Source organism: Leucobacter luti, assembly GCF_050310065.1.
Taxonomy (GTDB): Bacteria; Actinomycetota; Actinomycetes; order Actinomycetales; family Microbacteriaceae; genus Leucobacter; species Leucobacter luti_B.
The window spans coordinates 2,423,745-2,442,977 of record NZ_CP190007.1 but is presented as its reverse complement, the minus strand read 5'-3'; the positions used below and the strand labels follow the sequence as shown (position 1 = coordinate 2,442,977).

Sequence of the window (19,233 nt, the reverse complement as noted above, 5' to 3'; positions counted from 1 at the left end):
CACTTTGGGTCAACTCAAGCGGCGGGCGAGGCCGCAGGGGGCGCGGGCGCCCCGCAGCTAGAGCGGCAGCGGCAGCGGCAGCGCCGGGGCGGCGAAGACCGTCGCGCCGCCCGTCGCGTAGTTCGGGACGTCCGCCTCGACCGCCCGGCCCTCGGGTGACGCGAGCGCCGCCTCGAGCGCCTCGGCGCTGTCGAAGCGGGCCTCGAACATCGCGTAGAACGGGCCTTCCCCCGGCGCCGCGATCCCGAGTGAATAAGTGATCTCGCGCACGCCCGGCAGCGCGGCGCAGAGCGGCAGGTGCGTCGACACGTAATACGCCTCGAACGCGGCGCGATCCTGCGGTTCCGGGTAGAGGACGACGAGCCGGTGCATCAGGCGGCCCCGGCAGAACCGGCAGAACCGGCAGAGCCGGCAGCCCCGGAGGCCGAATACACCCGCCGCCCGGCGAACCACGTCTCCGCGACCGTCGTCTGCACGAGCTCCTGCGCCGGCGCGGCGAACGGATCGCGGTCCAGGATCACGAAGTCCGCGGATTTGCCCGTGACCAGGGATCCAGTCTCGGCGCCGAGACCCATCGCCTCGGCGCCGTTGATGGTGAACGCTGCGATCGCCTCCTCGAGGGTGATCGCCTGCTCGGGCCACAGCGCGCCGGGGTACTGGCCGCTCGGGTCCTCGCGCGTCACGAGGCCGTGGATCCCCTCCCACGCATTCGGCGAGGGGGAGACGGGCCAGTCGGATCCGCCGGCGACGAGCGCGCCAGCGTCGATGAGGGCGCGGTTCGGCTGCATCTGGTCCGCGCGCTCGCGCGGCAGCACCTCCCGGATCGCCTCGACGATGGGGCCGGGCACCCAGATGAACGGCGAGATGTCGGCCGCGACGCGGAGCTTGGCGAAGCGCGGGATATCGTCGGGGTGCACGAACTGGCCGTGCGCCACCTGATACCGCGTCGACTCGTAGCCCTCGCCGCGCAGCGTCTCGACCGCGTTCAGCACCTCGTGCACCGACGCGTCGCCCGTACAGTGGATCTTCGCCGACAGCCCCGCGTTCGCCACCCGGCGCAGCCAGTCGGTGAGCTCGGCGGGATCGAGCAGCGTCTCGCCGTGGAAGTGCGCGCCGTGAACGTCGTCGGGCAGGTAGGGCTCGAGGAAGGCGCCGGTGCGCGTCGGCGGCACGCCGTCGAGGAAGATCTTCACGAAGTCGGGCCGGTGGTGCTCGGTGCGGAAGCGCTCGCCGTCGAACACGAGCGCCTCGCCGATCGCCGCGAAGCCGAAGATCTCGTCGTTAATGAGGAGCGAACTCACGACCCACGCGTCGAGGTCGCCGCCCGCATCGAGCGAGCGCAGCGCCTCGAGGATGTGGGTCGAGACGCCAGCGTCCTGGAACGCGGTCACGCCGAAGGAGTTCAGGATCTCGACGCCGCGCTTCGCCGAGGCGCGCTCCTGCTCGGGATCCAGCGCCCCGGCCGCGGCCTGCGCCCGCGCGACGGGGAGCCCGGCCGCCTCGAAGAGCACGCCGGTCGGGCGACCCTCCGGATCGAGCGCGACGCCCTCCATGCCCGCGATCACGCCGGCGATCTCGAGCGCGCGCGAGTTCACCCAGCGGTTGTGGTGCGAGTCGTCGGAGAGCATGACGGGCCGCCCGCCAGCCGCCTCGTCGAGGCGCGCGAGCGCCGCGGCCGTGCTGACCTCGCCGAGCCGGTCGCTCGCCCACGGGCCGCCGACGATCCAGGCGTCGGCCGGCAGGCCGGCGGCGTGATCCCGCACCGCGGCGATGATCCCGTCGAGGTCGGCGCCGATCGGCACCCGCAGCTCGAAGAGCTCCTCCTTGCCCGCGAGGAAGTGGTGGTTGTGGACGTCGACGAGACCGGGCATCACGAACGCGCCGTCGAGCTCGAGCACCTGGGTCTCGGGCCCCGCGAGCTCCGCGATCTCCGCGGAGCTGCCGATCGCCGAGAGCCTGCCGCCCGAGACCGCGAAGGCCTCGGCCCACGGGTGCTCGGGATCGACGGTGTAGACGCGGGCGCCGAGCACGACGAGGTCGGGGGTGTCAATCATCTGTGGCTCCGTTCGAGGGGTGTCAGTTCGTCATTGGGTACTGCGTCCTCAGGCCGCTGCGCTACTGCTTGCCGCAGGCGCAGTTCGCGCCGCCGCAGCGGCACGCCTCACCGGCGCAGCACCCGCAGCCGCCGCCGGAGCAGCAGCCGGCGGATCCCGATCCGGATCCGGATCCGGATCCCGCGCCGTCCGCTCCCATCGAGCAGGCGGCGCGTGCGTCCTCGGGGAGGTTCATCGCGGGGTTCTGGTCGAGGAAGCCGTGCGGCTTGAACCAGAATCCCGAGTAGTCGACCGGCATGATCGGCCAATCCTCGGTGCGCGGGATGTGCGTGGGGCCGAAGACGTGCCACAGCACGATGTCCTCGCCGTCGAGGCTGCGATCCTGCGCCGTCCACTCGGGCAGGCCGGCGCCGGGGGCGTGCGCGTTCGGGTAGAAGCCCGCGGGGTAGAGCTCCTCAGGGTCGAAGCGGGTGCCCCAGAGGTGCTTCGTCGCGAAGTTCGCGCGGCCGTAGACCGTGGACTCCGGCTGCGCCGCGAGCAGCGCCTTCCCCTCCGGGATCAGCCAGTACGAGGTCGGTTTGCCGACGTAGTTCGTGCGGTGCGCCGAGCGCACCTCCCAGACTCGGCCCGTCAGGCCGTTCGCGATCCGCTGCGCCTCGAGCTCGCTCTTCAGCTGCGTGTCCGACCAGGTGAAGGCGTTGCCGTAGGGATTGTCCGGCCCGATGGGGATCCCGACCGCCTCGATCTCGTGGAGCGTGTTGTCCTCGCCGTCGATCGCGGCGTCGATCCGGGCACAGAAGAGGTGCTGGTGTACGGGCGTTAAGATTCCCGGCGCAATCTCGGGTGCGTGCGGGTTCTCGCTGCCCGGGATCCCGGCGCCGGCGAACACGATGCCCGTCGCCTTCGCCTCGACCTGGATCGAGCCGTCGAGATAGAAGTACCAGAAGAAGCCGTAGTCGTAGTTGCCGATCGTGGCGAAATAGCTGACCACGAGGCGGCGGCTGCGTCGCGTCTCCGCGTGGCCGTCGAGATCGGTGTGCTTCCAGAGGATGCCGTAGTCCTCCTCGTGCATGCAGATCGCCTGCGGGATCTTCACCGGATTGCCGAGGTCATCGGGGACGAACGCGTCGAAGTAGTGAATCACGCCGAGGCAGTCGCAGCCGAGCGCGAGGGAGTTCGCGTTCTTCCCGAGCAGATACTCGCCCGCGTCGAAGTAGCTGATCCAGTACCGGCTCACGGAGGTGTCGCCGTAGGGCACCACCATCTCGGGCACGCTCGCGCGGTGCGCGACCGAGCGGTCCTCCTCGCCGTCGCGGAAGGTGATCTGGTTGATGACCAGGCCCTCCTGCTGCGTGAAGCCGACGCGGAACTTCCAGTTCTCCCACTGCACGAGGCTGCCGTCGACCGAGAAGCTCGGGCCCTCCGGCTGCGTGATCTCGATCGGCTTCAGCGTCTCGCGGACCGGGCCCTGCACGTCGAGGGAGTAGTTGCCGTGCTGCTCAGGCACGGGCACGTCGCCCTCGTCATCGATCCGGATCACCCGGCGCTCAGTGAGATCCACGTGGACCACGAGCCCCTCGATGGGGTGCGCCCACGGGCTGTCCTTCTCGTCGAAGCGGAGGTACGTGTGCGAGCGCACGATCCGGCGCCCGATCTCGTCTTCCTTGCCGAAGAAACCCGGCGCGAGCGGGGAGCAGAAGGCGAGCTCCATGTGCTCCTCGAGGCCGCGGCGGCGCATGGCGGCCTGCCACTCCTCGGAGGCCTTCACGATCGTGGCGGCGTCCTCGTACTCCTCGAAGAGGTACTGCGGCTGACCGTAGGGGGCTTCGGCGTTCGGGATCACCGCGAACGAGTCGATCTCGCCGCGCGTGACCGAGACGATGGCCTCGGAGGAGACGCCCGTCGCGCGGTCGAGCAGCGTCACCCGGATCCTGCGATCGAACGGGGCGCCCGGGCGCCAGGCGGCGAGGTCCGCCTTCGGCGGGTCGACGGGGAGCATGCGCGGCACGCGCGTCGACTCCGTGAAATGACCCGCGTCGACGAGGAGCTGGCGGGCCGCCGCGATCTCCTCGCCCGTCAACTGATCGAGCGGGTGCCGGGGCTCAGACGGGGTGGTCACCCGCTTGCCGTGCGTGTGGGTGGCGTCGGGCTGGTGCTCGTGGGGCGCGTGCGTCATCGAATTCGTCCTTTGTTGCGTCGGGCCGGTCCTCAATTCAGAGTGACCCACCCTCAGTATCGCAAGCCAGCATGAACAGGGGTTGTCGAAGCGTGCTGCGGTGTTGTGCGAGCGGGATCGAAACGGATACCGGGCGTCACGGTGGGGCGAGGATGGGTGTGGACGAGTGCGGGTGCTGGCGCCGGCGTTGGCGCGCGGCCCGGTGATATCGACGAGGGAGTGTGCGCATGGAACAGGTGGCTGGCGACATCTCGGGGCAGGTCGTGCTCATCACCGGGGGAGGGACCGGCATCGGCGCCGCCGTGGCCGAGCGTTTCGCCGCCGAGGGGGCGAACGTCGTGGTCGTCGGGCGCCGGATCGCGCCGCTCGAGGAGGTCGCGGGGCGACTCGGGGAGCGCGTGCACGCGCTCGCCGCAGACGCGTCGGACGCGGCGTCGGCGCGATCCGCCGTCTCCTGGGTGATCGAGCGCTTCGGACGGCTCGACGTGCTCGTCGCGAATGCGGGCGGGCACGGCTTCTCGCCGGTCGGGGAGACGAGCGACGAGGAGTGGGCGTCCTCGCTCAACGTGAACCTGTCGACGGCGTTCGTGATGGCGCGCGAGGCGCTGCCCGCGCTGCTCGAGGGAGGCGGCGGCGCGATCGTCGTCGTATCGTCGCTCGCGGGGCTCTACGCCGGGCCGTCGGTGGCGGGCTACACGGTCGGCAAGCACGCGCTCATCGGGCTCACGCGATCCCTCGCCCGCGACTACTCGCGCAGGGGCGTGCGCGTGAACGCCGTGTGCCCGGGCTGGGTGCGCACCCCCATGGCCGACGCCGAGATGGACGAGTTCGCGGCGCACGCCGCGGAGATCCCGGACCGGGAGGCCGGCTACGCCGCGGTGACCGCGGACGTGCCGCTCGGCCGGCCCGCGGAGCGCGCAGAGATCGCGTCGATCGTGCGCTTCCTGGGCTCGCGGGAGTCCTCCTATATGACGGGCGCGGTGCTCGTCGCCGACGGCGGGGCCCACATCGTCGACCTCCCGACCCTCGCGTTCGACCACGCCGGCATGTGACCCCGGGCGCCCGGGCCGCTTGCGCCTGCGGTTGTTAGCGATTTCGGTTCGTATAACGCCGTTTACGAACCGAAATCGCTAACAACCGCCATTCCCGGGACCGCGGGGAGTGCCGAGACGCGCGGCCCGGCCGGATGCTCGTCCAGGAGGTCCGCGAGGAAGCCAGGCACTGTCGAGTGTTCGCTCGTGACCTCGGCCCGGATCCGGCGTCCGATCTCGTGAAAGGCCTGGGCGCTGTCCTGGCCGAACCCGAAGTCCTCGATCCTGAACCGGGTCACGGTCCAGCCGAGTCCGCGCACGCGTTCGAGCCGCGCAAGGTCTCGCAGATACTGACGGCGTGACGTCCGGTGCTGATCTCCGTCGTACTCGAAGATGCTCTTCGACGGAGGGTGCGCAAGGTCGAACCTCCCGATGAAGCGCCCGTCAGGATCCCGAACATCGTGCTGGAGCGTGAGCGACCGCACACCCGCGCGCACCGCGGCGAGGCGCAAAAGCGTCTCCATGCGCGACTCCGAGCCCACACGGGACTCGCTCGCCGCGAGCCTGAGCCTGAAGCCGGCTCGGCCAGGGACGCGCGCCGCGACCGTGAGAAGCCGATCCCGGTCGAGCAAGGGCCTCCGGCCCCGATCGAGCGGCCGGCACAGGTGGTCGAGCGCCACGACCGTCTCGCGGAAGTCAGGCAGTCGGGCCGCCTGGACCGCGGCTCTGGCAGGATCGACTACCGCCACCTCGTTGCTACCAAGTCGTAGCGTCCATTTCTCTCCAGCCTTGTTCTCGCGCCATGTGTGGCCTCGGAGACCCTGTGTGCGCAGGATCCCGGTTCCGTACAGCGACTCGATGTGCACGGGCTCGTCGGGCGCGACCCGGAGGGGGCAGCCGTAGAGCACGAGGGCGGAAGCGTGGCTGAACCGGTCTCCCCGGCGAAGCAGCGGTGAAGCGGCCAGGCTGCGCTCGAACAGGCTCTTGCCTGGGTCGGCGCGAGATCGGACGCCCCTGATCGGGCGCCGATACTGCGAGTTTCTCAGGTCTCCGACGGTGAGGTCATGTTGGCCTCCGTCGCGGATTGCGAGATGGTCGGGTAGGTCGCTCGGGATCTGTTTGGCTGGGCGCATGCCGTAAGCCTGGCGCGGCCGGAGACTCCTCGCGGACTTGTCCACAGGCAAGGGAGATATTGCCCAAGAATCCCGTCACCAACGCAGAATCGGGGCAGTTGTTAGCGATTTCGGTTCGTAAGACGCCTCTTACGAACCGAAATCGCTAACAACTGCCCCACCCCACCCCACCCCACCCAAGCAGCTAGCCGCCGAGGTAGGCTCGGCGGAGGAGCTCCGGGTCCTGCTCGAGGGCGGACGCGGGGCCCTGCGGGTGGCTCACCTTGCCGCTCGCCACGACCATCGCGTCGGTCGCCACGCCGAGCGCCAGGTGCGTGAACTGCTCGACGAGCAGCACGCCAACGCCCGAGGCGGCGATCTGCTTGATCAGCGGCAGGAGCCGCATGAACACGACGGGCGCGAGCCCGAGCGACATCTCGTCGATGAGCAGGAACTTGGGCCTGGCGGCGAACGCCCGCGCGAGCACGACCATCTGCTGCTCGCCGCCCGAGAGGAGCACGGCGAGCGAGTCGATCCGCTTCTCGAGCTCCGGGAACGACTCCAGCACGGAGCGCATCTCCGACTCCGACTTCGCCGTCAGCATCAGGTTCTCCCGCACCGTGAGCGACGGGAAGATCGCCCGCCCCTGCTCGATGTGGGCGATGCCTGCGCGGGATCGCTGCACGCGATTCCACTTCTGGATCGACTCGCCCCCGAGCGTAATCGAGCCTGCAGAGTGCCCGATCACCCCCGAGATCGACTCGAGCAGGCTCGTCTTGCCCGCCCCGTTCGGCCCGACGAGCGCGAGGATCTCGCCCTCGCGCACCGTGAGGTCGACGCCCGAGATGACGGGGCCGGCCCCGCGGCTCACGGTCACGCCCTGCAGCTGCAACTCGCTCATGAACTGATCTCCGCATCTCCCATGTACGCCGCGATGACGGCGGGATCGTCGAGCACGTCCTGCTGCCCGCCCTGCGCGAGCACCCTGCCGAAGTCGAGCACCGTGATCTCGGTGCACACGGTGCGCACGAGGTCGAGATCGTGCTCGATGATCACGATCGCGGTGTCGAAGCGGCTCGGGATCCGCGTGAGGCGCTCCCCGAACTGCAGGTGCTCCTCGTGCGAGAGGCCGGCGGCCGGCTCGTCCAGGATCAGGACCTTCGGCCCCGAGAGCACGGCCGCGGCGACCTCGATGAGGCGCCTCGTGCCGACGTCGACGTTGGCCAGCTGCTCCTCGGGCGGCGGGCAGCCGAGGAACGTGAGCGCGTCGCGCAGCTCCTCGATGTCGAGCCGCTTGCGGGCGACGAAGCGCACGTACGCCTCGACGGTGAGCTGCGGCGGCACGCGATCCTGCTGGAACGTGCGGCGCAGCCCCCTGCGGGCGCGCGCCGCGGGCGTGAGCCGCGTGATGTCCTCGCCGTCGAGCAGCACCTCGCCGGTGTGCTGGGGGAGGAAGCCGCTCACCGCGTCGACGAAGGTCGACTTACCGGCGCCGTTCGGCCCGATGAGGCCCATGATCGAGCGGGGCCGCACCTGCAGCGACACGTCCTCGAGCGCCTTCAGGGCGCCGAACTGCACGCCGAGCGAGCGGACTTCGAGCACGGGCGGCGCGTCCGCGGGAACGGGCTCCGCCGCCTCGGGCACCGCGAACACGTCGAGCACGCTCGTCGACACGCTCGACGGGTCAGCAGAGGCGAGCGCTCGGCGTTTCGTGCGCTTGCGGATCAGGCCCCGGATCCCCTCGCCGAGGTTGGATCCGCTCGTGAGGGCCTGGATCCCGAGCAGGCCGAAGACCACGAAACCCCAGTCCTGCGGGACGCCCCAGCGCTTCAGGAGCTCGGGCACGAGCACCCAGAGGATGCCGCCGAAGATCGCCATGTCGATGAGGTAGGCGCCGCTCATGATCGCGAGGATGTAGAGGGCGAGGGACTGGATCGGCGTGAAGCTCGACGCGTACGGGATCCCGACCTGACCCGCGAGGAGGCCGCCCGAGACGCCGCCGAGTGCGGCGCTCACCGCGAACGCGGAGAGCTTCGCCATGCGCACGCTCTGGCCGACGGCCGCGGTGCCGCGCTCGGAGAACGCGACGGCCTTCCAGCTCGAGCCGACCCGGCTGCGCTGCAGCAGGAACACGCCGAGCGCACACACGACGAGCACGATCATCGCGAAGAAGAAGTACTCGCGGTCGCTCGAGAAGAGCGAGGGGCGCTCGACGGAGAGCCCGTCCTTCTGCCCGGGGAACTGGGTCTGCACGAGCAGCACGTCGAACGCGGCGGCGAAGCCGAGGGTGACGACCGCGAGGTTCACCCCGCGCAGGCGGAGCGCGGGCAGGCCGATGATGATGCCGGCGAGGCTCGCGACGATCCCGCCCGCGATCAGCCAGACGATGAAACCGCCAGGCGCCTGCGCGACGTTGAGCCACGCGACGACCCACGCACCGATCGCGGCGAACGTGAGCTGGCAGAGGGCGATGATGCCGGCGGATCCGGTGACGATGCCGAGGCCCAGGATCGAGATGGTCGCGGTGACCATGCTGATGGCGAGGTACACGACGTAGCCCGAGAGGCCGACGCTGAGGCCCCACCCGATCCCGATCGCCACGACGGCGATGATGACGGGCAGGACGGCGCGGAGGCGGCGATTAGCGAGCAGCATCCCACACCTCCTTTCGCTGCGACCACAGGAGCAGGATCACGATGAAGATGAGCGGCACGAAGTTGCGCACGAGCGACAGCTCGGAGACCTGCGCGACCATGCCGTTGATGAGCCCGAGCAGCAGGCCGCCGACGACCGCGAGGTCGAGGCGCTTGAAGCCGCCGAGGAGGGCGGCCGCGGCCGCCGGGATAATGAGCATCGAGAGCGACACGGCGTCGTTCGACTGCGTCGGCGCGATGATCAGGATCGTGATCGCGGCGACGGCCCCGGTCACGGCCCAGACGCCGATCGACAGCGGCTTCGACGCGATGCCGATGAGCTCGGCGGTCGTCGGCCGGTCGGAGAGGGCGCGCAGCTTCATGCCGATCGTGGTCTTCTTGAGCAGGATCGCGGCCGTGAGCGCGACGACGAGCGCGAGCGTCACGGTGATCACCGTCACCCAGCTCACGACGACGCCCGCGACGGAGAACGCCGGCCCGTTGAAAATCGGCGCGAACGGCTGCGGCTTGTTGCCGAACATGATGTAGGAGAGCGACATCAGGAGCAGGAACGGCGCGACCGTCATCGCGGAGCGGGTCGAGAGATCCGCCTCGGCGAGCCACGTCGCGGCGATCCAGCCGATGATCGCGCTCAGGAGCGCGCCGACGACGATGCCGGCGAGCGTTGCGAGCCAGACGGGCATGCCCACCTTGCTCGCAAACCAGACGGCGATGAACGCGGCGAACATGCCGGTCGCGGCCTGGGCGAAGTTGACGACGCGCACGAGGCGCGACATGAGGGTCAGCGTGACGGCGAAGACGGCGTAGACGCCGCCGGCCGCGAGACCGGAGAGCGCGCCCTGGAGAAGCGCGCCGCCGTTCACGGGTGACTCCGGCTGATCGGGCGGGGCGGAGCCGCCGAGCGAAGCGGTGGACTGAGATACATAAGAGTCCTCGGGGTGTGGGTGCGGAGACCGGAGGAACCCGGTGCGGCGGCGGTGCGCCGCACCGGGATCCGGTTCGGGATCGAACTGCGAGCTGAGGCGGCCGTCGGGGCGGGCCGCCGTGGCTCAGCTCGCGGGGATCAGGAGCCAGTCGTCGGCCGACTTCTCCCACGCGTTCGTGCCGGACTTCAGCACGACGGGCCAGCCGCCCGGCTCGAAGTCCTGCGCCGCGATCTTGTCGAACTGGTACGGGAAGGCGATCATGTCGTTCTCGATCGGCTTCATGTCGGCGAGCGCCTTGTTGACGCTCTCGCGCGTGATGTCGCCGTCGATGCTCTTGAGTACCTCCACCATGAAGGTCGCAGCGAGGTAGCCGCCCTGGCTGAAGGAGGTCAGGTTGATGCCCTTCTCCTCCATGAGCGCCTTCCAGTCGGCGTTCACGTCGCTGTCCTCGGTGAAGGGATAGAACTCGGCGGGAACGTAGACCCCTGCGCCCGCGTTCGACACGGCCTTCGCGAAGCTCTCGCTGTAGGTCGAGGTCAGGAACAGGAAGGTGACGTCGTCCCAGCCCTGCTGGTTCGCGGCCTTGATCTGGCCGATCGCGTCGGGCTCGACGGCGTTCGAGACGATCGCCTTGCAGCCGGCCTCCTTCGCCTTCACGATGTAGGGGGTGTAGTCGGCGCCGCCGTAGGGCACGGTGTCGTCGACGAGCTTCGGCTTCTTGCCCGTGATCTCGCTCCAGCGGTCGATCGCGGCCTGGTAGGCGGGCCCGGTCGAGCCGATGACGCTCGTGAAGACGCAGAGGTCGTCGAGCCCGAGCTCCTCCGAGCCGTAGAGCATCGTGAGCGTCGTGTCGTTGAACGGGCCGATGTTCACCGGCGCGATGTTCGGCGAGTTGAAGCAGCCGGGATCGACGCCGGTGCCCTGGATCGAGCGGACGTCCTCCTGCTCGTAGTACTTCGCGTTGATCTCGCAGTCGAGCAGCGAGGCGCTGCCGACGAGCGCGACGACCTCGTCGCTGCCGACGAGCTCGCGCGCCGAAGCGGTCGCGGTCGCGGGGTCCGCCTTGTCGTCGGTCGCCTTGTACTCGATCTTGTGGCCGTTGATCCCGCCCTCGGCGTTGACCTTGTCGAAGACGGCCGCCGCGGCCTCCGACGCCTCGGGGAAGGTGGCCGGGCCGCTGATGGTGTTGACGGAGCCGAGCTTGATGGGGGCACCTTCGCCCCCGCCGCCTCCGCCGCCCGCGCAGCCGCTCAGTGCGAGCGCAGCAGCCGCGGTGAGCGCGGCCGCTCCCAGGATGCGTGATTTCATCGTGTGTCCTCTCGGAAGGTGGTGTGGTGCGTTTCTTGGATCAGACCGGCTGGACGTCGGGGTAGTCGACTGAGCCGATCGGGTAGATGTGACCGCCGGCGCGCGAGTGCTCCGCCTCGCCCTCGCCCGTGAAGCCGAGGAAGATGCCGGTGGTCTTGAGCTGGTAGCCGAGGTCGTGGAGCCAGACGCTCGCGACCGCGATGCGGAACTCGCGGAAGCAGAAGAGGTACAGCCCGTCGGCGAGCTTCCACACGGTCGACATGTCCATGTCGCCGTGTCCCCGCTGCACGCCCTGCACGCACTGCCACGCGTAACGCTGGCTCGAGATGTAGACGTGCTCGTACAGGTGGTGCGGGCTGTAGCGGTAGAGGTTGCGCTTGCCGATGAGGTCGCGCGACGGCCCGGGAACCTCACCGCTCGGGATCCCGCGATCCGTCGTCGCCGCCCAGAATCGCTGGGTCACGCGCGGCTCGCCCAGCGCCTCGTGAGCCCCGATCTCGGAGCGGGTCACGATCGCCCGGTGCAGCGACTCCGAATAGACGATCGTGATCGCCTCACGCTCGCGGGAGGTGATCGGCAGGTTCACGAACACGACGTCGTCGCGCACGCGCACCGCGTCGTACGGGTCGTGGAGCACGGCGCCCGTCGCGAACTCGCCGGTCAGCGACCAGGCCACCGATTCCTCGGCGAAGGCGAGGCGCAGGATCGAGCCGTCGTCGAGTTCGAGCGCGAACGCCTCGCCGAGCAGGCAGATGCTCGGCAGCCTGAAGGTGTCGATCCCCGCGGCGAACTCGTCGTAGCTGCGCCACTCGTCGGGGTGCGCGGCCGTCGTGTCGCTTCCCGTCTCGCTCATCGCACACTCCCTCGTGGTGCCCAAACTGCTCTGTCTGCTGCCGCCGGAGGGGTGCTGCGGCCCCATTGTCCGACATCTGGATTCAGAGTACGGAGACGAGGGGGACGGCGCATCGCCCCCGACCAGGGCCTGCGGCCTGAGTCAATGGGCGTTCACTCCGCGACAACGAGTGTCACAGACGTGTCTCGAACGGCGGCGGAGCGCAACGGACGAGGCCGAGGGGGTTGCTGGGCCCGGATCAGCCGAGCCGGAGCTCGCTCGGCGAGACCCCGTACGCCGACTTGAAGACGCGGCTGAAGTGCGCCGCGTCCGTGAAACCCCAGCGGGCCGCGATCGCGGAGACCGTGCGGTCGGCAAGCACGGGGTCGATGAGGTCCGCCCGGCAGCGCTCGAGCCTGCGCTCCCGGATCCAGGTCGACACCGTGGTGTCCGCCTGGCGGAAGAGCGCGTGCAGGTGGCGGGTCGAGATGTAGTGCGCCGCCGCAATGCTGCCCGGGGAGAGATCCGGTGCCGCGAGATTCGCGTCGATGTGCCTCGTAATCTTCTGGAGGAGGACCTGGTGCGGATCCCTCGCCGCGGGATCGGCGTCGAGGATTGACGAGAACAGGGTGCCCATGAGGTCGAGGCTCGTGTGCGCGAGCTTCGCGCGCACACGAGCCTCGAGCTGCGTGAGCTGCGCCGGGAACTGGGACAGGAACGCGGTGACGACGGGGGCCAGCCCGCTGTGCTCCCGCCCGAGGGACACGGCCGTGAGCTGCTCCGTGAACGGGATCGGCAGGTCCAGCCGGTCCTTCGGGAACATCATGATGAGGTTGCGGAACTCCTCGCCGAAGAGGAGCGAGTAGGGGCGCGACGTGTCGTACACGGAGAGGTCGCCGGCCTGCATGACGAGCTCGCGCCCGTCTTGCACGAGGATGCTGCTGCCCGAGAGCAGGAGGCTCACCTTGTAGTAGCCGCTGCCGCCATCCGCGATCGTCTCCGGCGTGCGCTCGACGAGGTGCGGGTGCGCCGCGACCTCGGTGAAAACGACGCTGTCGGCGTCGGCGGAGGCCATGCGCGCCATGAACGGTTCCGGCTGATCGGCCGTGATCCGGAGCGGCACGAATGAGGAGGAGACCATGCTGCGGAACGCGCCGAGGCTCTCGGCGAAGGCAGGCCTCGGCTCGATGTGGGACGTGTGCTGCTGTGCTGCGATCGGCATGACGCGCTCACCTCGCTGTCTCAACGGGGGCTGTCGTGCCGGCGCGGCCGCCGCCGCGCAAGGGGAGAAGCCACCCGGTGCGCCGCTTCGCGCCTCCCCTTGCCGGAAGGATACACCTAAATCTCCGCGAGGGACTCGTCGAGCGCGTCGAGGAGGATCGGCAGCTCGGCCTCGCTGAAGGCGAGCGGCGGGCGGATCTTCAGCACGCTCTCGTCGCGGCCGATCCGCGAGATCAGCACGCGCCTGCGCTTCATCGCCTCGACCACGCGCTTCGCTAGCTGGGGCGCGGGCTCGCCGTCGAGGGCGAAGTCGAGCCCCAGGAAGAGGCCGGTGCCCTTCGCGGCGCGGATGAAGTCGTAGCGCTCGGCGAGCTCGCCGAGGTGCGTGAGCGCCCGCTCGCCGAGCCCCTCGGCGCGGGCCATCATGCCGTGATCCGACATCTCGAGCAGCACGGCCTCGCCGACCGCCGCGGACACGGGGTTGCCGGCGAAAGTGTTGAAGAACTCGTTGCGCGGGCCGAACTCCTCGAGCACGGCCGCGCTCGTCACGACGCCAGACATCGGGTGGCCGTTGCCCATCGGCTTGCCCATCGTCACGAGGTCGGGGCGCATACCCGCGTACTCGTGGCCCCACATGTGGGTGCCCGTGCGGCCGAAGCCGCTCTGCACCTCGTCGGCGATCACGAGCCCGCCCGCGGCGCGCACCCGGTCGACGATCCCGGTCACGAGGCCGGCGGGGATCCTCGGCATGCCCTCGGTCGAGAACAGCGGGTCGAAGAGCGCCGCAGAGAAGCCGAATCCGGCCGCCTCGAGCGACTCGATCGCCGCGTCGAGCTCGGCGAGCGTCTCGGCGAGCACCTCGGCCTCGGGGCGCGGATCCCGATCCAGATCCGGGATCCGGAGCGTGCGCACGTGGGCGCCGAGCGGCTCCCGGGTCTTCAGCCCCGTCGTCATTTGCGCGAGCGTGATGGTCGTGCCGTGGTAGCTGTAGTCGGACACGATGACGCCGGTGTCGCCCGTGAGCTGGCGCGCGATCCGGAGCGCGAGCTCGTTGGCCTCGGATCCGGAGTTGCCGAAGAACACCCGGTCGAGTCGCGGATCGAAGGTGTCGAGCAGCGCCTCGGCGTAGTCGACCACGCGCTCGTTGAGGTAACGCGTGTGCACGTTCAGGGTCGCGGCCTGCTGGGCGAGGGCGGCGACGACGCGGTCGTTCGCGTGGCCGACGTGCGGCACGTTGTTGTAGCCGTCGAGGTAGCGCTTGCCGCTCGCCTCGGTGAACCAGACGCCCTTCGCGGAGACGAACTGGAGGGGCTCGTCGTAGAACAGGGGCGAGTAGGGGCCGATCGTGCGGTTGCGGCGTTCGATGAGTTCGGCGTTCGAGGTCATGTCGATGCTCCCGGGGTGAGGTGAGGGGGTGAGGTGTCTGGTGGGCCGTGTGCTGGGGCGTGCGCTGGGGCGTGCGCTGGTCAGTCGGCGATGAGGTCGCGGGCGAGGCCGACGACGTGGGGGAGCACGTGCGTGGCGTGCCACTCGGCGGTGGGCTCGCCGCGGCGATCCGCCGCCCACCCGAGATACGTCAGCCCGCGGGCGAGCAGCATCGCCGGAAACGCGGCGTGATCGTCCGGATCGAGCGGGCGCACGCCCTCGTAGCCCGCGAAGAGCGCGTCGCGGTACTCGCCGCCGCGCGGGTGCGGGGTGAAGAAGTACAGCGCCGTCGCGAGGTCGAAGAGGTGCCAGCCGGCCGCGAAGTCGTCGAAGTCGATGAGCACGAGGCCCGACGGGGTGCGGAGCACGTTCTCGGGCGTGAGGTCCGCATGGATCGGGCCGAAGCGGCGGGCCGGAGTGCCGTAGCCGCCGAGCACCTCACGGATGCGGGCGATCGCCGCGACGACCGCCTCGCGGTCTGCGCCCGCGAGCTCGGCGATCCGGAGCGGGTCGCCCCAGGCGGGCTCGGCGCCGACGAGACCGTCGAGGTCCCAGTCGTCGCGCGGGACCGCCATGGCGTAGCCGGAGCGCTCGGTCGCGTCGTGGACCTCCGCGATGAGCGCGCCGAGCTGGGCGAAGTCGGCGGGGTCGAGCGCGGCCGAGCCGTCGACGCCGGAGCGCTCGTCGCCGAAGTTGCCCTCGTTGACGATGAGCAGCTGGAGGTCGACCTGGTGCGGGCCCGCCGGGTGCGTCTCGCCGACCACGCAGAAGCCGCGGCCGTCGTTCGCCCTGATGAAGCTCGGTACCGCGACGCCGTGCGCGTGCAACGCGCTCACGAAGTCGAGCTCGCAGCCGAGCTCCTCGTCGCTGTGGTAGCCCTGGCGGTGCACGCGCAGCACGTAGTCGGTGCCCTCGTGGGTGAGCGAATAGACGTGGTTCTCGCGGCGCTTGAGCAGGGTGAGCTCGGCGGCGGGGTCGAGGCCGAAGCGCGCGAGGGCCTCGCGGGCGAGCTCGGTCGCGTCGGTCAGTGGTGCGTCGGTGTTCGCTGAGTCGGTGCTTGCTGAGTTCACGGTGGCGCCTTCCGGGGGTGCTGCAGAACTTATACTGTGAGTATAGAAATTAGATCGTGAGTTCACAAGGGCCTCTTCCCGGCCTAGAATTGCGGGATGATCGGTTCCGAATCTCCACGGGATGGGCGCGTCGAGACGCTCCGCGAGCGCAAGCAACGCCTCACGCGCGAAGCGCTCGTGCAGGCGCTGCTCGACGTGATCGCGGAGCGGGGCGTGCAGGAGGCGACGATCTCCCTGATCTCGGCGCGATCCGGGATCTCACGCGGCACGATCTACGCGCACTTCCCCGGCGGGCGCGACGAGCTGCTGCGGGCCGCCTACGCCAGGCTGGGGGAGCAGCTGGTCGAGCGCACGCGCGCTGCCGTGAGCGCGGCCGCGGGGTGGCGCGAGGCGCTCGCGGCGCACGCCGACGCGATGTTCGAGCTCGCGGGCGACGCGCTCACCGGGCATTTCTTCAATGTGTCCGGCCCGACGTTCATCGTGGACGGGGCCGAACGCGGGATCGGCTCGGGGGCGAGCGCGCGCATGATCGCGGCGACGCTCGACGCCGCCCGAGCCTCCGGGGAGGTCGGGGCTGACGTCGATCCGGGGTCGACCGCCGTGCTCCTCGTCGGCGCGCTGCGCGAGGCTGCGATCAGGGTTTCCGCGGGCGAGCTCGATCCGGAGCGGGCGAACTTGGCGTTCGCCCGCCTGGCCGCGGGGCTCGCGGCGGGCCGCGGGGCCGCGCCCCGCCCGTCGAGTGGGCCGTAAGGCCCCATTCGCGGGCCTGATTGGGGCCTTGCGGCCGACTCGGCCGCGGGAATGGGGCTTTTGGGGTGACTCGGCGCTGGGGCGGCACAGCGTTGGGGAGGCGCGGCGTTGGGGCGGTGCGGCGTTGGGGCGGATTGGGTATTGCGCGTGGGCCCGGCCTGTTGCGCCCCTCGGGGCTTTGCTGGGGCTCGCGGTTCCGCTCGAGTCGGCCGTAAGGCCCCATTCGCGGGCCTGATTGGGGCCTTGCGGCCGACTCGGCCGCGGGAATGGGGCTTTTGGGGCGACTCGGCGCTGGGCCGACTCGGCGTTGGGGCGGTGCGGCGTTGGGGCGGCGCGGCGTTGGGCGGCGCGGCGTTGGGGCGGGTTGGGTATTGCGGGTGGGCCCGGCCTGTTGCGCCCCTCGGGGCTTCGATGGGGCTCGCGGTTCCCGTCGAGTGGGCCGTAAGGCCCCTTTCACCCATCTGATTGGGGCCTTGCGGCCGACTCGGCCGTGGGAATGGGGCTCTACGGCCGACTCGGCCGGCGCGGGCGCGCCCGCCGCCCGCGCCTCACACGTCGAGGCCGTTGGCGCGCTGGATCTCGCGCTGGTAGTCGGCGACGACGCTGCGGGAGATCCGGCAGTCGAGGAGGATCGTGCCGCGCGCGCCCTCGGCACCCCAGGATGCCAGCGCGTCGAGGTCCGCGAGGGTGTCCACGCGCACGCCGCGGGCGCCGAGCGCCGACGCGATGCCCGCGAAGTCGACCTCGGGGATCAGCATGGGCTCCTGGTCAAGGCCCATCACGCCGTAGAGGTGGACCTCCGCGCCGTAGGCGCCGTCGTTCCACACCACGATGATGCCGCTCGGCGAGGTGCGGATCGCGGTCTCGAGGTCGGCGAGCGCCATGAGTCCGCCGCCGTCGCCCGTCGACAGCACCGTCGTGGTGCCGGGGGCGGCGGCCGCGACGCCCGCGACCGTCGGGAAGCCGAGGCCGATCGTCTGGTACGCGGTTCCGACCATGATCAGGCGCTCCGGGGAGGCCACGGGCCAGTACATGTTGGCCCAGCCGAGGAAATGGCCGCCGTCGGTCGTGATGTGGTGGTCTGTGGGCAGGAGCTCGCCGATGCGCGTCGCGACGGAGCGTGGATCGAGCCTGCCATCAGGGCAGACGCCCTCCGGGTGCACGTCGAGCCCGGTCGGGCGACGGCGCAGCGCGCCGCCCGGCTCGAGCCCGGCGACGGACTCGCGCCACCCGCTCGGCGCGTGGCCCGCGACCTCGAGAGCGTCCGCGAGGGCCGCGACCGTCGCGCGCGCGTCGCCCTGGAGTAGGAGGTGGGTCACAGGGTGGGCCGTCGCGGGCGCGGGGACCTGCTCGTCGTCGATCCGGATCACCGTCGCCCCGGCGCCGAAGAGCTCGCCGAAGCGCATCGTGAACTGGTTGAGGCTCGCGCCGACCACGAGCACGACGTCGGCCGTCGCGAACGTCGCCATGGCCTCGGCCTGGCCGAAACCGCCGGTCACGCCCAGATCGAAGCGTGCGTCCGGGAAGATGCCGCGCGCGAGCGCGGTCGACGCGGTGAGCGCGCCGAGCGCCTCGGCGATGCGGCCGAGCTCGGCGGACGCGTCCGCGAGGTGCGCGCCGTGGCCCGCGAGCACGAGCGGGCGCTCCGCCTCCACGAGGGCGTCGAGCGCGGCCTCGAGCTGGTGCCCCGCGGGGCCTGCGGCCCGCGCCGCGAGCGCCGCACCGGGAGCGAGCGCGGGGGTGGCCGGCGCGGCAGGCGCAGCCACCACGGTGTCGGCGACCGAGGCCGAGAGCGCCGCGATCACGGCGGGATCATTGAGGTCGATGCCGCCGGTGGTGGGCGCGGCGCCGGATCCGGAACCCGCGGCCTGCGCGTCCACGACCTCCGCGTTGACCAGGTCGTAGGGGATCCCGAGCACGACGGGGAGGCCGAGCCGGAGGGCGGAGGACGCCGCGCGGTCGACGGTGCGGTCGATGTTCGCAACCGACAGGATGTGGGTGCGCACGCCGAGGGCCGCCGCGAGCATCTCCTGGTCGACATCCCACTGGCGCACGCCCGTGCTCGGGGCCTCGCCGACGACGAGGAGCATCGGCGTGCGGGCGCGCGCGGCCTCGGCGAGCGCCGTGAGCGCGTTCGTGAAGCCGGCGCCGTAGGTGGTGGTCGCGATCGCGATCCGGCCGCTCACGCGGGTGTAGGCGTCGGCCGCCGCGACGGTGCCGGCCTCGTGGCGCACCGCCGTGTAGGGGACGCCCTCTGCGGCGAGGCTCTCGACGAGGTGGGCGTTTCCGTTGCCGACCAGGCCAAAGGTGTGGTCGGCGTGGCGCGCGAGCGCGCGAGCGAGCGTGCGGGTGAGTGAAGACATCACAGTTCCTTCGATGAACTCGTGGGTATGAGGACCGTGTATGTCTCGCCGCGCGGGGAGCCGCGGCAGCAGCGCCCCTTTTTCGAGCGCCTTCGCCGGCCGGGTCGATGCGTCGCCGTGCGAAGCGCTGCGCTGCGCCGACCGACCGTGCTGGACCCGTTCATTCTAGTTGCCCGCGCCGCCCGCGGAAAGCGGCGCACGATCCGGCGCAGGATCCGGCGCGGGATCCGGATCCAGAGCACGCCGCGCAGATTGCACCTGGGGGCACTCGCTTTGACTCGCTGCGCCAAAAAGCCCGCGCCGCGTTGTCG

The 19,233-nt window shown here is 70.7% G+C and carries 15 protein-coding genes; 2 read left to right on the top strand and 13 right to left on the bottom strand.

Annotated features, from left to right (window positions below):
• Window positions 1-57: 57 nt before the first annotated feature.
• The 3 genes from ACOPJ3_RS11100 to ACOPJ3_RS11090 all read right to left on the bottom strand — a co-directional run bounded on the left by ACOPJ3_RS11100 (window position 58) and on the right by ACOPJ3_RS11090 (window position 4,230).
• Window positions 58-372, bottom strand: a complete 315-nt coding sequence (locus tag ACOPJ3_RS11100; RefSeq protein ID WP_427869227.1) for an EthD family reductase — start codon at window positions 370-372, stop codon at window positions 58-60.
• The gene (locus ACOPJ3_RS11095) at window positions 372-2,054 is read right to left on the bottom strand and encodes an amidohydrolase (RefSeq protein ID WP_427869226.1); all 1,683 of its coding nucleotides are present in this window, start codon (window positions 2,052-2,054) and stop codon (window positions 372-374) included. Before ACOPJ3_RS11095 ends, ACOPJ3_RS11100 begins: the two co-directional genes overlap by 1 nt.
• A 61-nt stretch (window positions 2,055-2,115) precedes the next feature.
• On the bottom strand, window positions 2,116-4,230 hold the full coding sequence (locus ACOPJ3_RS11090; protein ID WP_427869225.1) for a primary-amine oxidase: 2,115 nt from the start codon (window positions 4,228-4,230) through the stop codon (window positions 2,116-2,118).
• Window positions 4,231-4,457: 227 nt separating this feature from the next.
• Here ACOPJ3_RS11090 and ACOPJ3_RS11085 point away from each other — a divergent pair, with 227 nt between their 5' ends.
• On the top strand, window positions 4,458-5,282 hold the full coding sequence (locus ACOPJ3_RS11085) for an SDR family NAD(P)-dependent oxidoreductase (protein WP_427869224.1): 825 nt from the start codon (window positions 4,458-4,460) through the stop codon (window positions 5,280-5,282).
• A gap of 62 nt (window positions 5,283-5,344) precedes the next feature.
• On the opposite strand, the gene ACOPJ3_RS11080 is transcribed toward ACOPJ3_RS11085, so the two are convergent.
• The 9 genes from ACOPJ3_RS11080 to ACOPJ3_RS11040 all read right to left on the bottom strand — a co-directional run bounded on the left by ACOPJ3_RS11080 (window position 5,345) and on the right by ACOPJ3_RS11040 (window position 15,809).
• Entirely contained in the window at window positions 5,345-6,394 is a 1,050-nt protein-coding gene (locus ACOPJ3_RS11080) for a hypothetical protein (RefSeq protein ID WP_427869223.1), read from the bottom strand.
• Window positions 6,395-6,578: 184 nt separating this feature from the next.
• The gene (locus ACOPJ3_RS11075; RefSeq protein ID WP_427869222.1) at window positions 6,579-7,274 is read right to left on the bottom strand and encodes an ABC transporter ATP-binding protein; all 696 of its coding nucleotides are present in this window, start codon (window positions 7,272-7,274) and stop codon (window positions 6,579-6,581) included.
• The gene (locus ACOPJ3_RS11070; protein ID WP_427869221.1) at window positions 7,271-9,028 is read right to left on the bottom strand and encodes an ABC transporter permease subunit; all 1,758 of its coding nucleotides are present in this window, start codon (window positions 9,026-9,028) and stop codon (window positions 7,271-7,273) included. Before ACOPJ3_RS11070 ends, ACOPJ3_RS11075 begins: the two co-directional genes overlap by 4 nt.
• Entirely contained in the window at window positions 9,015-9,890 is an 876-nt protein-coding gene (locus tag ACOPJ3_RS11065) for a branched-chain amino acid ABC transporter permease (RefSeq protein ID WP_427869220.1), read from the bottom strand. The genes ACOPJ3_RS11070 and ACOPJ3_RS11065 overlap by 14 nt, the downstream gene beginning before the upstream one ends.
• Window positions 9,891-10,076: 186 nt before the next feature.
• Complete coding sequence (locus tag ACOPJ3_RS11060; protein ID WP_427869219.1) at window positions 10,077-11,261, bottom strand: ABC transporter substrate-binding protein; 1,185 nt, start codon at window positions 11,259-11,261, stop codon at window positions 10,077-10,079.
• A 40-nt stretch (window positions 11,262-11,301) separates the two neighbouring features.
• Window positions 11,302-12,114, bottom strand: coding sequence for a MoaF C-terminal domain-containing protein (locus ACOPJ3_RS11055; protein WP_427869218.1), 813 nt, complete (start codon window positions 12,112-12,114; stop codon window positions 11,302-11,304).
• Window positions 12,115-12,352: 238 nt separating this feature from the next.
• Entirely contained in the window at window positions 12,353-13,315 is a 963-nt protein-coding gene (locus ACOPJ3_RS11050) for a helix-turn-helix domain-containing protein (protein WP_427869217.1), read from the bottom strand.
• Between the two features lie 116 nt (window positions 13,316-13,431).
• Window positions 13,432-14,700: an aspartate aminotransferase family protein gene (locus ACOPJ3_RS11045; RefSeq protein WP_427869216.1), complete on the bottom strand. Its 1,269-nt coding sequence runs from the start codon at window positions 14,698-14,700 to the stop codon at window positions 13,432-13,434.
• An 80-nt stretch (window positions 14,701-14,780) separates the two neighbouring features.
• Window positions 14,781-15,809 carry a phosphotransferase enzyme family protein gene (locus ACOPJ3_RS11040; protein WP_427869215.1) on the bottom strand — a complete coding sequence of 343 codons (1,029 nt, stop codon included), beginning with the start codon at window positions 15,807-15,809 and terminating at the stop codon, window positions 14,781-14,783.
• Between the two features lie 96 nt (window positions 15,810-15,905).
• Here ACOPJ3_RS11040 and ACOPJ3_RS11035 point away from each other — a divergent pair, with 96 nt between their 5' ends.
• Entirely contained in the window at window positions 15,906-16,559 is a 654-nt protein-coding gene (locus tag ACOPJ3_RS11035) for a TetR/AcrR family transcriptional regulator (protein ID WP_427869214.1), read from the top strand.
• A 548-nt stretch (window positions 16,560-17,107) separates the two neighbouring features.
• Here the strand turns inward: ACOPJ3_RS11035 and ACOPJ3_RS11030 are convergent.
• Window positions 17,108-18,922 (bottom strand): thiamine pyrophosphate-binding protein, encoded by a 1,815-nt coding sequence (locus ACOPJ3_RS11030; protein ID WP_427869213.1) that lies wholly within the window; start codon window positions 18,920-18,922, stop codon window positions 17,108-17,110.
• Between the last annotated feature and the right edge of the window lie 311 nt (window positions 18,923-19,233).

Excerpts from the sequence above, each read along its gene's own strand:
- ACOPJ3_RS11100 (WP_427869227.1), bottom strand. The coding sequence starts at position 372 with ATGCACCGGCTCGTCGTCCTCTACCCGGAACCGCAGGATCGCGCCGCG.
- ACOPJ3_RS11095 (WP_427869226.1), bottom strand. The coding sequence starts at position 2,054 with ATGATTGACACCCCCGACCTCGTCGTGCTCGGCGCCCGCGTCTACACC.
- ACOPJ3_RS11090 (WP_427869225.1), bottom strand. The coding sequence starts at position 4,230 with ATGACGCACGCGCCCCACGAGCACCAGCCCGACGCCACCCACACGCAC.
- ACOPJ3_RS11085 (WP_427869224.1), top strand. The coding sequence starts at position 4,458 with ATGGAACAGGTGGCTGGCGACATCTCGGGGCAGGTCGTGCTCATCACC.
- ACOPJ3_RS11080 (WP_427869223.1), bottom strand. The coding sequence starts at position 6,394 with ATGCGCCCAGCCAAACAGATCCCGAGCGACCTACCCGACCATCTCGCA.
- ACOPJ3_RS11075 (WP_427869222.1), bottom strand. The coding sequence starts at position 7,274 with ATGAGCGAGTTGCAGCTGCAGGGCGTGACCGTGAGCCGCGGGGCCGGC.
- ACOPJ3_RS11070 (WP_427869221.1), bottom strand. The coding sequence starts at position 9,028 with ATGCTGCTCGCTAATCGCCGCCTCCGCGCCGTCCTGCCCGTCATCATC.
- ACOPJ3_RS11060 (WP_427869219.1), bottom strand. The coding sequence starts at position 11,261 with ATGAAATCACGCATCCTGGGAGCGGCCGCGCTCACCGCGGCTGCTGCG.
- ACOPJ3_RS11055 (WP_427869218.1), bottom strand. The coding sequence starts at position 12,114 with ATGAGCGAGACGGGAAGCGACACGACGGCCGCGCACCCCGACGAGTGG.
- ACOPJ3_RS11050 (WP_427869217.1), bottom strand. The coding sequence starts at position 13,315 with ATGCCGATCGCAGCACAGCAGCACACGTCCCACATCGAGCCGAGGCCT.
- ACOPJ3_RS11045 (WP_427869216.1), bottom strand. The coding sequence starts at position 14,700 with ATGACCTCGAACGCCGAACTCATCGAACGCCGCAACCGCACGATCGGC.
- ACOPJ3_RS11035 (WP_427869214.1), top strand. The coding sequence starts at position 15,906 with ATGATCGGTTCCGAATCTCCACGGGATGGGCGCGTCGAGACGCTCCGC.
- ACOPJ3_RS11030 (WP_427869213.1), bottom strand. The coding sequence starts at position 18,922 with ATGTCTTCACTCACCCGCACGCTCGCTCGCGCGCTCGCGCGCCACGCC.